We start from the raw sequence: 13,089 nt of genomic DNA on the forward strand, positions 1-13,089 counted from the left end.
CGCCACGGCCGCCCGCTTTGCTCTGGGCGCCGGCGCGTCGCGGGGTTGGTGACGCCGCAATACAAGCATGAAGGAGAAACCCCATGCCCCGTAAAGGTCCCGTTCCCAAGAGGGAAGTGCTGCCCGATCCGCTGTACTCCAGCCGTCTGGTCACCAAATTCGTGAACCGGCTGATGTACGACGGTAAAAAAGGCGCGGCTGAAAAGATTTTTTACAGCTCCCTGGAAACCCTGGCTGAAAAGACCGGCGAAGACCCCATGCGCGCCTTTGAAAAGGCCCTGGACAACGTCAAGCCGCATATGGAAGTCAAGGCCCGCCGCGTGGGCGGCGCCACCTACCAGGTGCCCATGGAAGTGCGTCCCGAGCGTCAGGTCTCCCTGTCCATCCGCTGGCTGATCAACTATTCCCGCTCGCGCGGCGAAAAAGGGATGACCGCCAAACTTTCCGCCGAACTGCTGGATGCCTACAACGGCCGCGGCGGTGCGGTGAAGAAGCGCGAAGACACCCACCGCATGGCCGACGCCAACAAGGCCTTCTCCCACTACCGCTGGTAAGGCCGTTCCGATTTGAATCGCATGCCGCCGACGCCGCGTCCGTAAGGAAGCGGCGTCGGTTTGGTACCACACCTTCCGCAGTATGGAGGAAATACCGTGTCCCGCACTGTTCCCGTAGACAAACAGCGCAATATCGGCATCATGGCCCATATTGACGCCGGCAAGACCACCACCACCGAGCGTATCCTTTTTTACACCGGCGTTTCCCACAAAATCGGCGAAACCCACGACGGCGAATCCACCATGGATTGGATGGAGCAGGAGCAGGAGCGCGGCATCACCATTACCTCCGCCGCCACCACCTGCTTCTGGAAAGACTGCCGCATCAACATCATCGACACCCCCGGCCACGTGGACTTCACCATTGAGGTGGAGCGCTCCCTGCGCGTGCTGGACGGCGCTGTCTGCGTGTTTGACGCCGTGGCCGGCGTGGAGCCGCAGTCCGAAACGGTCTGGCGCCAGGCTGACCGCTATCACGTGCCGCGCATCTGTTTTGTGAACAAGATGGACCGCATCGGCGCCAACTTTTTCCGTTGCGTGGGCATGATCCACGATCGTCTGGGCGCCAAGGCCGTGCCTTTGCAGCTGCCCATCGGCGCGGAAGACAAGTTTGAAGGCGTGGTGGACCTGGTGCGGGGCAAGGCCATCCGCTTCGACAAGACCACCAAGGGCGCCGAATTCGTGGAAGAGGACGTGCCCGCCGACATGCGGGACCTGTACGACGAAAAGCACCATGAGTTGCTGGAAGCTGTGGCTGAGGAAGACGAAGCCCTGCTTGAGAAGTACCTGGGCGGGGAAACCCTCACGGAAGAGGAAATCATCTCCTGCATCCGCAAGGCCACCATCGCCCGGAACATCGTGCCGGTGCTCTGCGGTTCGGCCTTCCGCAACATGGGCGTGCAGCCCCTGCTGGACGCCACGGTGGACTATCTGCCCTCGCCCGTGGACATCCCGCCCATGATCGGTCACGTGCCCGGCAAGGAAGACGAGATCATCGAATGCCCCTGCGACGACAAGCGGCCTCTGGCCGGTCTGGTCTTCAAGCTCTTTTCCGATCCCTTCATCGGCCATCTGTCCTTCTTCCGCATCTATTCCGGCTTCCTGGAATCAGGAACCAGCGTGTATAACGCCAACACCGGCAAGAAGGAGCGCATCGGCCGCATCCTCAAAATGCACGCCAACAAGCGCGAGGACATCAAATGGGCCGGAGCGGGCGACATCGTGGCTCTGGTGGGCCTGAAGAACGCCTCCACCGGCGATACGCTCTGCGACGAAAAGCACGAAGTGATCCTGGAGTCCCTGAACATCCCCGAGCCGGTCATTGAAGTGGCCATCGAGCCCAAGACCAAGGCCGACCGCGATGCCCTTTCTGCCGCGCTGAACAAGCTGGCCAAGGAAGACCCCTCCTTCCGGGTCAAGGGCGACGAGGAGACCAACCAGACCCTTATTGCGGGCATGGGCGAACTCCATCTGGAAATCATCGTGGACCGCCTGACCCGCGAGTTCAGCGTCAACGCCAATGTGGGGAAGCCTCAGGTGGCCTACCGCGAAACCATCTCCAAGCCCGCCAAGTCGGACATGAAGCATGCCAAGCAGTCCGGCGGCCGCGGCCAGTACGGCCACTGCGTCATTGAGGTGGAGCCGAATCCGGGCAAGGGCTACGAGTTCGTCAACTCCATCACCGGCGGCGTGATTCCCAAGGAATACATCCCGGCCATCGACAAGGGCATTCAGGACGCCATGAAGTCCGGCGTGCTGGCGGGCTTCCCCTGCGTGGACTTCAAGGTCAACCTGGTGTTCGGTTCCTACCACGAAGTGGACTCCTCGGAGCAGGCCTTCTATGTGGCCGGTTCCATGGCCATTAAGGACGCCATGCACAAGGCCGGTCCCGTGCTGCTCGAGCCCATCATGGATGTGGAAGTGGTTACGCCCGAGGAATACCTGGGCGATGTCATGGGCGACCTCAACGGCCGCCGCGGCCGCGTGCAGAGCATGGAAGCCCGCGCCGGAGGCGCGCAGAGCGTGCGCGCCCAGGTGCCCCTGGCCTCTATGTTCGGGTATGCCACGGACCTGCGTTCGCGTACCCAGGGCCGCGCCACCTTTACCATGCAGTTCGACCATTACGAACGTGTGCCGGCGGCATTGGCCGAAGAGATCCAGAAAGCCAAGAGTTAGCGGCATTCGGCCCTTTTCGCCGCTGACCGCATCAGACCGCGCGGCGCGCCTCGGTCACGTAGTATGCTACGCTCCGTCGGCGCGCCGCTTGTCTTTTTTGTCAGCGACGAAAAAATTTCGAATGCCGTTCTGTGGACGGCGAAGCAAAGCGCCATCTCATTTGCATGAGGATAGACAATGATTGACGATCTTCCCAAAGGCTTCAAGGCCGGAGCCGCGGCGGCCAATTTCAAAAAGGCGGGCCGCGACGACCTGGGCCTGATAATTTCCGACCGGCCCTGCGTGCTGGCCGGCATGTTCACTCAGAATCTGTTCAAGGCCGCGCCGGTCCTGGTCTGCCGGGAAATCCTGGATACCTTCGGCACGGCCCGCGCGGTGCTGGCCAATTCCGGCCAGGCCAACGCCTGCACCGGCGAGGAGGGCCTGGACAACTGCCGGGCCACCCAGGAGATGGCGGCCGAGGCCACGGGCCTTGAGGCGCAGGAGATTCTGCCCATTTCCACCGGTGTGGTGGGAGCCCACCTCAAGATGGACCTCTGGCGCAAGGCTGTGCCCACCCTGGCTCAAAGCCTGGGCAGCCGCGACGCCGAGGGCTTCACCCGCGCCTTCATGACCACGGACGCCTTTCCCAAATTCGCCATGCGCGAGGTGACGCTTTCCGGCGGCACGGTGCGCCTGACAGTCATGGCCAAAGGCGCGGGCATGATCTGCCCCAATATGGCCACCATGCTCTGTGTGGCCCTTACGGATGCCGCCGTGGAGCGTGAGCCCTGGCAGGCCATGTTCGGCCGGGCCGTGGACAAGACCTTCAACCGGGTCAGTGTGGACGGCGACACCTCCACCAACGACACCATCCTGGGCCTGGCCAACGGCGCGTCCGGCGTGGCCGCCCGCGATGAAGCGGATCTGGCGTTGCTGGAAGAGGCCCTTACCGCCATTCTGGGCACGGTTTCGCACATGCTGGTCATGGACGGCGAAGGCGCAAGCAAGGTCATCCATATCAGCGTGCGCGGCGCCCGCAATGACGCGGACGCCGAGTTGGTGGCCCGCAGCGTGGGGCATTCGCAGCTGGTCAAGACGGCCATCTACGGCGGCGACGCCAACTGGGGCCGCATCGTCACAGCTGTGGGCTACAGCGGCGCGAGCTTCGATCCCGCCAAGGTGGGCCTGCACCTCTGCGGCGTGGAACGCTTCCGCCTGGGCCGTCCGGTGAACGACGATCAGGAGGAAAAGCTGGCCGAATTGCTCAAGGCCAAGGATATTGCTGTGGACATCAATCTGGGTGACGGCCCCGGCAGCTATACGTTCCAGGCTTCGGACCTGGGCCATGAATATGTGACGCTGAATTCCGATTACCGTTCTTAGAGCGTTTTGATATTGAAAATATCTCAACGCGCGGTGCGGATTTTCCGTGAAAATCCGCACCGCGAAAGTATCGCAAGGCGAATTTATTTCACCGTTAAGCGATAATTTCAAGCGCAAATGAAACGCTTTGCGTTTCAAAATGTAGAACGCCCGCTCCTTTCAGCAAGGAGCGGGCGTTCCGCATACGGCGTCCGGCCTCAGATGTCTTCGGTCACCCAATCCACAATGGGAGCCATACGTTTGAGCGTGTACTGGTTGGGACCGGACTTCTGGGCAAGGTCGTCGAACTGGCCTTCCACCCGGTAGATGCGCCAATCGCCCTCGGGCAGGCGGCCCGCCGCGATTTCAGCGTTGAGCGCCGCGCGGGCGTCCGCGGGCGCACAGAAGAGGGAAAAGTCCTGCGCCATGGGGTCGAGCACCACATCCGCGCCGCCTGCAATGTCGATAATGTAATTGCCCGGCGCATAAACATAGACAAAGGGGCAGGGCGCGGGCTGGGGAGCGGGCGGCTCCTCCGACGCATTTTTGGCGCCGCAGGCGGCGAGCAGCAGGACCAGCATAATTCCCAGCGGGAGGCGTAGTTTCATAACCTCGACCTTTGTTGTGAAGTGGATGGTGGGCGGTGCGGATTTTCCACAAAAATCCTTATTTAGAAACAGCTCCTAACGCCGGGCGGCGGCCATGGCCTGCAAACGCCGGATGCGCTCCTCCAGCGGCGGATGCGTGCTGAACAGGTTGGCCATGCTGCCGTCAATGCTGAACATGGGCGCCACAATGAACATTTGCTCCGTGCTGGGATTGCCCTCCTGCATGGGAATCCTTCCGCTGGCCGCGCCCAGCTTTGCCAGGGCTCCGGCCAGGGCCAGCGGCTGGCCGCACAGTTCCGCGCCCGTGTCGTCGGCCAGGTATTCGCGCGAACGCGAAATGGCCATCTGGATCAGCCCGGCCGCGATGGGCGCGAGCAGGGCCAACACCAGCGCGCCGATGGGATTGCCGCCGCCTTCGCCGTCACGGTTGCCGCCGAAAATGGCGGTGAACTGAAAGATGTTGGCCAGGGTCACAATGGCCGAGCCCAGCACGCCCGCAACGGTCTGGATGAGGATGTCGCGGTTGACGATATGGCCCACTTCATGGGCTACCACGCCGCGCAGCTCCTCGGGCGAAAGCAGGCGCATGATGCCCTCGGTCACGGCCACCACCGCATGCTGCGGATCACGGCCCGTGGCAAAGGCATTGGGGGCCTCTTCCGGCACCACGCAGACGCGCGGCTTGGGAATGCCGGCATTGCGGGCCAGCTCTTCCACAATCCGGTGCAGATAGGGGGCTTCCTCAGGGGCCAGTTCCCGGGCATGGTACATGGAAAGCACGATTTTGTCCGAGTACCAGTAGCTGCCCACATTCATCACGAGGGCCAGGCCGAAGGCGATGATCACGCCGGTGCGGCCGCCCATCAGGCCGCCCAGCACGATAATGATGCCGGACAGCAAGGCCAGCAGAAGAACTGTTTTTATCTGGCTGGTCATAACATTCTCCTTATCTTCAAAATGCGCTGGGGCGCGTCTTCTCTATCGTAACGACTATAAAATATAAGCATGGCATGTGCGCTGGCAAGGTTCGGGCCAAGCGAGATTTTTTGTCGACGGCGTTGCGAAGCCCAACGCCGTCAGGGGCAAAAGGCTCAATTGTTTTTTCTGGCCTGCCACCAGAGTTGGAAGACCAGCAGCGTCCACAACGGCTTGCGCAGATCCGCCCGGCCTGAAATATGCTCGTCCATGAGCGCGCGCACGGCACGGGGATTGAAAATGCCCTGCCCGCGCAGGCGTGCTTCGCTGAGCAGATCTTCCATGAGCGGGCGCATCCGCCCGCGCAGCCAGGCCGCCACCGGAATCTGGAAGCCGCGCTTGTTGCGGTGCAGAATCTCCGGCGGCAGCAGGTCGGCAAAGGCCTTTTTGAGCAGATACTTGCGCTTGAAGCCGTGCAGCTTGTGGCGCACGGGCAGCCGGGCCGCGAATTCGGCCACGTCCCGGTCAAGGAAGGGCGCGCGCACTTCCAGGGAATGGAGCATGGAGCAGCGGTCCACCTTGACCAGGATGTCGTCCAGCATGAACTGGCGGACATAGACGTGAAAGGCGCGTGCCAGGGGAGCCGCCGCGCTTTCCGGCAGCCAGTGCTCGTATTGCTCGCGCGTGGGAGCGAAAAGCCGGTCGGACCGCAGAAAGTCGCCGTGCGCTTCCAGCCAGGGTGTGTCCAGGATTTCGCGCTGCATCTCCGGGGTGAAGGCCGTGAGCATGGTCTGCACCCGCTGCCAGGCCGGGGCGTGCGCCCCGCGCAGAAACGTAGCCACGGCCAGGCGCGGATTGATATACCCGGCCGAGGCGGGCAGATGCCGGGCCAGGGGTTCGATGATCACGCGCCGGACAAAGGCGGGCAGGGCGTTGTACCACTCCGCCACCTTGAAGCCGATATAGTGCTCATACCCGGCCCAGAGTTCGTCGGCGCCGTCTCCGCCCAAGGCCACGGTGACATGCTCGCGGGTGACGCCCGAGAGCAGCCAGGTGGGCGCTACCGAGGCGTCGGCCATGGGCACATCCATGCGGCTGACGATGCCGGGCAGCTCGTCCGCGCATTCCTCGGCCGAGAGTATTCGCTCGTGATGGTCCGTGCCGAAGGCTCGCGCCGCGATGCGGGCATAGCGCGATTCGTCGTAGCTGGCTTCGGTGAAGCCGATGGAAAAAGTCTTGATGGGCGTGGCGGACTGCCGGGCCATGAGCCCGGCCACAATGGAGGAGTCAATGCCACCCGAGAGAAAGACGCCCAGCGGCACGTCGCTGACCATGCGGCGGCGCACGGCGCGGGAGAGCAGATGGTTCAGCTCCCGGCAGAGTTCGCCTTCATCCCTGGGGTCGGCTTCGTCCGGCACGGGCATGTCCCAATAGCGTTCCAGGCGGACGTCGCTTTGTCCCGAGAGCAGCAGGTGGGCGGGCGGCAGGCTGCGGACTTCGCCGTAAACGGTCTGGGGCGTGGGCACGTATTCGTAGGCCAGGTAACGCATGACGGCCTGCGGGTCCAGCGTGAGGGTCAGCTCCGGCACGCGGGCCAGGGCCGTGAGCTCCGAGGCGAAGTACAGGCAGCCGTGCTGGACGGTATAGAAAAAAGGCTTCTTGCCGAAGCGGTCGCGCGCGCAGAACAGGCGTCGGCGCTCCGCGTCCCAGAGGGCGAAGGCGAACATGCCGTCGAAGCGCGTCAGGCAGTCCGCGCCCCAGCGGCGGTAGCCTTCCAGAATGACTTCCGTGTCCGAATTGGTTTGGAAACGCGCGCCGCCCGCCGCCAGCTCGTCCCTGAGTTCGGCGAAGTTGTAGATCTCGCCGTTGAACGTCACGCTCAGGCGGCCGTCGGCGCTGTGCATGGGCTGGGTACCGCCCGTCAGGTCAATGATGGAAAGCCGCCGATGCCCCAGGCAGACCGGGCCGGCCTGCCAGAGGCCTTCGCCGTCCGGCCCCCTGTGGGTTAGGCAGTCGGTCATGGCCTTGACACGGATTCCGGCTTCCGGGGAGAGCGTTTCCCCGTCCAGATGACAGATGCCAGCTATGCCGCACATGTTTTTTTCCAGTGGGCGTACCAGCTGATGAACAGCTTGGCCAGCCGCAGGTTGTTGGTATGGGGATCGAACATGTCCCGGGCCAGCAGCGCGCCGTTGCGCCCCATGCGCCGGGCTTCCTCCGGATGCCCGACCAGCCGGAGCACTGCTTCGGCCAGGGCCTGCGGGTCGCCGGGCGGTATGGCCAGGCCGGTCTCGTGGTCGCGCACCACCTCCGGCAGCGCGTTGACCGTGGTGCTGATTACCGGCAGGGCGTAGGCCAGTGCTTCAATAACCGTATTGGGAATGCCGTCGCGTCGGCCCGAGGCATGCACCACGCAGGGGGCCACGAAGATGTCATGCTCGTCTAGAATGCGCGGCAGTTCGTTGTGGGAAATCAGGCCCGGCATGTCGACCTGTTTTTCCAGGCCCAGATCCTTGCGCATTTTGACCAGCTGCGCGCCCAACTGCCCGAGTCCCATGACTTTGCCGCCGCCTCCGGCCAGGGTCAGGCTGAAATTCAGGCCGCGTTCCCGGAGGATGCCGCAGGCAGTCAGCAGCACGTCAAAGCCCTTGGTCACGTCGAAACGACCCAAAGCAAGCAGGCGCACGGGGCCCTGTTCCAGGCGCGGCGTTTTCCGCGTGCAGCCCCCGGAACGGGAGGCCGTGGAGTCCACGGCGGGCGGCGGCAGAGTCAGGCTGTTGTAGACCAGGGCTACCTTGCCTCTGGCCTGGCTGCGGTCAAAGGCTTCGATGCGGGCTTGGTCCGCCGCGTTGTTGGCGCGCACAAAAAGGGCCGCGCTCAACTTGTCCGCCAGGTCCGGGTCCGCTGGTTCCAGATTGTCGCCGCGCGCTGATGTGGAAAAGGGCACGCCCGCGATGTCGGCGGCCACCCAAGCCGCCGTGGCCGCGCCGCGCGGCCACGGCGCATGGATCATGTCAATGCCGTCCTCACGGAACCGACGGCCCAGATACAGGCCCGCGCCGAAAGCCCAGAGATTTTCGCCAAAGGTTTCAAGGCTGCGCCAACGCCGGAACATGCTGCGCCGGAAGAGGCGGCACAGGCGCAGGGGATGGGTCAGCAACTGACGCAGCAGTTCCAGGGCGAAAAGAGGCGCGGCTTTGATCCCGAAGGTGCGCACACTGTCCGCCGCCGCCCGCATTTCCGTGGAGCAGTGGCGCAGATTGCGCGCATACAGGCTGTAGACGGTCAGAGGCAGATGTTCCTTGAGTCCTTCCACTTCGCGGAAAATGAAGGGCTGGGTAAAAAGCGGATACCACAAGAGCACATAAGCCACATGGGGTAGGCCGGCGGGTAGGGGTTTTCCTTCCCCGGGAGGGGATGGATTGATCTGTTCTGTCGTCATGCGGGTTCTCCTCGGTCGCTTCCCCAAGTTGTTCCCCCTTGTCCGGATTCTTTCTCCTGTTCCGCCCCTGTTGTCCAGTCGCACGCGACGTCCGAACGCGGGCAGGCCGCCGAGCTCCCCAGCTCCCGGCGCAGGCCGTCCATGGTCAGGCAGCGCACCTCCCAATGCGCGTGCAGCCAGTCCAGATAGGCTTCGATTTTGGTCATCAGCCGTTCCACCGAGGCTGCGTCGGGCAGATGCGGCGCGCCGCCGGGCAGCATTTCCGAGGAATGCCAGGTCAGCGACAGCACGCGTCCCCCCCGGGCTGCGAACAGACTGGTCACGGCCCGTATGGCCCAGAACGGGTGCTCAACGGGCAGCAGGGCCAGAGCCCCCCAGTGCCGCAGGCTTGCCCGCACGGCCCGGCCCCATGAATCCGGCCCGTCGGGGAGGGCTCTCAGCATTTTGGGCAGGGGGCGAAGCAGCGGTGTGACCGTCAGGGGCACTTCAAAAATGTGTTTGCCCTCCACCGGCACCCAGTAGGGATCGCTGGGGGCATTGAAGTGGTCCGGCCCGGCCGCGACGCCATCCGCGCCTGTTTTGGCGCAGTGCAGAGGGCGCACCGAAGCGTCGCACAAAACGCCCGCCCGCGCCAGCAAAGGCCAATGCGCGCGGTGCAGATCCCAGCGCCCCATGCGGAAAGAGGTCAGGGGCGCGCCCTGAAAATCCTCGCCCACCCGGAACAGAGTGCCCAGCTTGGCCGCCATCAGGGCAGCGGGAACCGATGCCGCAGGCACGCTGTTTGTCACGTCCGCCATATCCGACTGCCCGCCCGCATGGCTGTCCAGGTCCAAGGGCGGCGTGTTCCAGTGGTGCAGATGCGCCCCGATTTCCGCGCCGGACATGTCCCGCAGCCGGGCCAGGATCGCGCGTGAGGCCGGGTCGGTCAGCACGCTGTGCGCGCAGAAAAGCGTGGGCCGCACGCCCCGTTCCAGCAGGGGCGCCAGGCGGGAGAGCTGCGCGGTATTGGTCACGCGCGGCGCACGGCGGGCATAGCGGCCGCCGAACAGCCCCTCCTCTTCCACATCCAGGCTGACCACCAGGTACAACGTCTCGCGTCGGCGCATGGCTCAGCCCTGTTCCGTCCGCCGGGAGCGATCGGCCGAAAGATAAAGGCCGCGCAGGGCCGTGATGTTCGTATCCCTGTCGAACATCTGTTCCACCAGCGCGCGGCCCGCTTCAGCCATGCCCAGGGCCCGCTCCCGGTCTTCCAGCATGCGCCGCACGGCCAGGGCCAGGGCGCGCGGGTCGCGCTGGGGCACCAGCAGGCCGGTTTCCCCGTCGCGGATCACTTCGGAGATGCCGCAGACGTCCGTGGCCACCACGGGCATGCGGTGGGAAAGAGCTTCCATGATCACGTTGGGAATGCCGTCACGGTCGCCGTTGCTGTGCACCACGCTGGGCACCACCAGCATGTCGTGGTTTTGCATGAATTCGCGCAGCCGGTCATGGGGCAGGAAACCCGGCATGTCCACGCAGTCGGTCAGGCGCAGTCGTCGCCGCAGGGCCATGAGCTTGCGCCGCCAGCCGCCGTCGCCCACCAGGGTGAGCCGCACGGGCACCTGCTCGCGCCGCAGTCGGGCCATAGCTGTCAGCAGTTCGGGAAAACCCTTGGTGCGCGCGAAGCGGCCCACGGCCAGCAGGCGGTAGGGCGGCCGCATGGGCAGGGCGCATTCCGTCCGCTCGGTAAAGGTCAGGCTGTTGTAGACCAGGCGCACCTTGTCCTGCTGCCGCGGCGGGCAGAAACTTTGCAGCCAGCCTACATTGGCCTGATTGTTGGTACGGATGAACAATGCGTCGCGCGCTTTCTCACGCAACAGGCCGTCCTGGGGATAGATGTCTCCGGCTCTGCCGGTGAAGGCAAAAGGAATGCCCGTCAGGCGCGAGGCCACCCAGGCCGCGGTGGCCGGGCCGTTGGCCCAGGAGGAATGGATCAGGCTGATGCCGTCGGCCCGGCACTGTTCGGCCAGCAGAAAACCGGCCATAAAGCACCAGAGATTTTCGCCCAGGGACTCCAGATTGCGCATGCGGCGGAAGCAGCCTTCGCGCAGCAGTCGCCAGACCTTGCCCGGTTCCCGCCGCAGGGCGCGGAAAAACGCCGCCCAGATCCGGAAAAAGGCCGTCGCCCCCATGCGGCGCACCGGACCTGGGAAGTCCCGCATTTCCTGGGAGCAGCCTTTCAGGGCCTTGCCGTACATGGTGTAGACGTGGATGGGCAGGCCCAGGGCCATGAGCTGGACGATTTCCCTGAAAATAAAGGTTTCCGAGGAGAGAGGAAACCAGAGCAGCACATAGGCCAGAGAGAAGGGCGTGACGGCGTCGCCTCGCCGGGCCGAAGGTGTGGCGTCTGAGGAAGATGGGTCTGGGGACGCGGCTGTGGGGGCCGCCTCGGAGCGGGACATGGCATTCTCCGCAAGAAGTGCAAAAAAGGCCGGACCGGTTTTGCGCCGGTCCGGCCGAGGCTGCTGTCAACGCCGAATCGGACGGCACGGACGGGGCAAGAATGCTAATCGTCCTGTGCTTCGTCCTGATGCTCACGCCGGTATTTTTCCACAATGGCCTGGGCGTTGGGCAATTCTTCCACCACGGCATCCAGGGTTTTGCGGACATGTTCCTCGGTGTGGGCCGCGGAAATAAAGAAGCGCAACCGGGCCGTGCCTTCTTTGACCGCCGGGAAGGAGACGGGCATGACGTAGATGCCCCGCTTGAAGAGCTGCTGGGACAGGAAGCCGGAAACCATGGAGTCCCCGACAATGACGGGCACGACGGCATAGCCTTGGGCCGCGCCGGTGTCCAGGCCCTTGCTCTGGGCGTATTCGAGAAAATACCGGCTGATGTGCTGGAGCTTATGCACCCGCTCGGGCTCACGCAGCATGATTTCCAGCGCCTTGCGGCAGGCCGCGGCAATGACCGGGGGCATGCCCACGCTGAATACGAAACCCGGCGAACCGTATTTGAGAAATTTTATCAGGTCGCTGCGGCCCGCGATGAAACCGCCGCACCCGCACATGGCCTTGGACAAGGTGCTCATCCACATGTCCACGTCCGTGGGGTCTATGCCGTAATATTCGCGCGCGCCGCGCCCGGTCTTGCCCAGCACGCCCAAAGAGTGGGCTTCGTCCACCAGGAGCATGCAGTCGTATTTCTTTTTGAGCTCAATGATCCGGGGCAGGTCCGGGATGTTGCCGTCCATGCTGAACAGCCCCTCGGTAACGATGACCGCGTATTTGTGCTCGCCGCGGTGGGCTTTAAGCATCTCCTCCAGCGCGTCGCAGTCGTTGTGGGCGTATGAGTAGCGCGTGGCGCCGGAAAGGCGCGCTCCCTGAACCAGGGAATTGTGGGCCAGGCCGTCGTGAAAGATGGCGTCGCGCGGTCCGAACATGAAGCCCAGGGTGGAGACGTTGGCCGCGTGCCCGCTGACGTAGACGATGCAGTCCTCCACCTCATACAGATCGGCCAGGGCGCGCTCCAGATCATGGTGGGGCGGGCGCTCGCCGCCCACCAGGCGGCTGGCTCCGGCCGAGGTGCCGAAAATGCCGGCCGTTTTGGTCACGGCCTCGGTGATTTCGGGATGGGCGTTGATGTCCAGATAATCATAGGTGGAAAAATTGATGAATTCCTTGCCGTTGATCAGCGTGGTGGCCTTGGCCGCCCGATCGTGGCAAACAAAGAGAGGATTATCCATCCCCATTTGGCTGGCCATTTCCACAAGCCGCTCGAAAGAGAGTTTGGAACGCATGCGGTTGAAGCCGGAAGCGCAGCTCTTTGGCGCAACGGCGCGCTGTTCCGCCGCTGTGGAGCCTGCCTGACAGGAATGGTTGTTCTTCATGCCTTATCCTCGCGAATTGTCCGGAATTTGCCGGATATGGGACCGGCGTGATGGAGTGCCGCTGATTCGGCACATCTTTGTAACGATTCAGTATAGCTGAAGCCGAAACGCAAGGCAAGCCCGTAATGCGCTGAAAGCGGCAGTAAATATCGGCCCGCCCGGCGGGTTTCGGAGAGGGCCGGC

10 protein-coding genes are annotated in these 13,089 nt (G+C 63.8%); 3 read left to right on the forward strand and 7 right to left on the reverse strand.

Annotated elements, in window-relative coordinates; all coding sequences use genetic code 11:
• Positions 1 to 83: 83 nt before the first annotated feature.
• The 3 genes from rpsG (at position 84) to argJ (ending at position 4,094) form a co-directional block, all read left to right on the forward strand.
• Positions 84 to 554 carry a 30S ribosomal protein S7 gene (rpsG, locus tag HMPREF0326_RS05225; protein WP_008683437.1) on the forward strand — a complete coding sequence of 157 codons (471 nt, stop codon included), beginning with the start codon at positions 84 to 86 and terminating at the stop codon, positions 552 to 554.
• A 96-nt stretch (positions 555 to 650) separates the two neighbouring features.
• Positions 651 to 2,729, forward strand: a complete 2,079-nt coding sequence (gene fusA, locus HMPREF0326_RS05230) for an elongation factor G (protein ID WP_008683438.1) — start codon at positions 651 to 653, stop codon at positions 2,727 to 2,729.
• A gap of 180 nt (positions 2,730 to 2,909) precedes the next feature.
• Positions 2,910 to 4,094: a bifunctional glutamate N-acetyltransferase/amino-acid acetyltransferase ArgJ gene (gene argJ, locus HMPREF0326_RS05235; protein WP_198012621.1), complete on the forward strand. Its 1,185-nt coding sequence runs from the start codon at positions 2,910 to 2,912 to the stop codon at positions 4,092 to 4,094.
• 197 nt (positions 4,095 to 4,291) lie between these two features.
• Here the strand turns inward: argJ and HMPREF0326_RS05240 are convergent, their stop codons facing one another.
• The 7 genes from HMPREF0326_RS05240 to HMPREF0326_RS05270 all read right to left on the reverse strand — a co-directional run bounded on the left by HMPREF0326_RS05240 (position 4,292) and on the right by HMPREF0326_RS05270 (position 12,906).
• Complete coding sequence (locus HMPREF0326_RS05240) at positions 4,292 to 4,681, reverse strand: DVU_2496 family lipoprotein (RefSeq protein WP_008683440.1); 390 nt, start codon at positions 4,679 to 4,681, stop codon at positions 4,292 to 4,294.
• A 75-nt stretch (positions 4,682 to 4,756) separates the two neighbouring features.
• Positions 4,757 to 5,617, reverse strand: coding sequence for a zinc metalloprotease HtpX (locus HMPREF0326_RS05245; protein WP_008683441.1), 861 nt, complete (start codon positions 5,615 to 5,617; stop codon positions 4,757 to 4,759).
• A 155-nt stretch (positions 5,618 to 5,772) separates the two neighbouring features.
• Positions 5,773 to 7,692: an asparagine synthase (glutamine-hydrolyzing) gene (asnB, locus tag HMPREF0326_RS05250; RefSeq protein WP_020990277.1), complete on the reverse strand. Its 1,920-nt coding sequence runs from the start codon at positions 7,690 to 7,692 to the stop codon at positions 5,773 to 5,775.
• Complete coding sequence (locus HMPREF0326_RS05255; protein WP_020990278.1) at positions 7,680 to 9,038, reverse strand: glycosyltransferase family 4 protein; 1,359 nt, start codon at positions 9,036 to 9,038, stop codon at positions 7,680 to 7,682. Before HMPREF0326_RS05255 ends, asnB begins: the two co-directional genes overlap by 13 nt.
• A complete protein-coding gene (locus HMPREF0326_RS05260) occupies positions 9,035 to 10,144 on the reverse strand; it encodes a polysaccharide deacetylase family protein (protein WP_008683444.1) in 1,110 nt (369 codons plus the stop codon). The genes HMPREF0326_RS05255 and HMPREF0326_RS05260 overlap by 4 nt, the downstream gene beginning before the upstream one ends.
• A gap of 3 nt (positions 10,145 to 10,147) precedes the next feature.
• Complete coding sequence (locus HMPREF0326_RS05265) at positions 10,148 to 11,479, reverse strand: glycosyltransferase family 4 protein (RefSeq protein ID WP_008683445.1); 1,332 nt, start codon at positions 11,477 to 11,479, stop codon at positions 10,148 to 10,150.
• Positions 11,480 to 11,583: 104 nt separating this feature from the next.
• Positions 11,584 to 12,906 (reverse strand): aminotransferase class I/II-fold pyridoxal phosphate-dependent enzyme, encoded by a 1,323-nt coding sequence (locus HMPREF0326_RS05270; RefSeq protein WP_008683446.1) that lies wholly within the window; start codon positions 12,904 to 12,906, stop codon positions 11,584 to 11,586.
• Between the last annotated feature and the right edge of the window lie 183 nt (positions 12,907 to 13,089).

Origin of the sequence: Desulfovibrio sp. 3_1_syn3 (assembly GCF_000145315.2) — a bacterium.
Classification (GTDB): domain Bacteria; phylum Desulfobacterota; class Desulfovibrionia; order Desulfovibrionales; family Desulfovibrionaceae; genus Desulfovibrio; species Desulfovibrio fairfieldensis.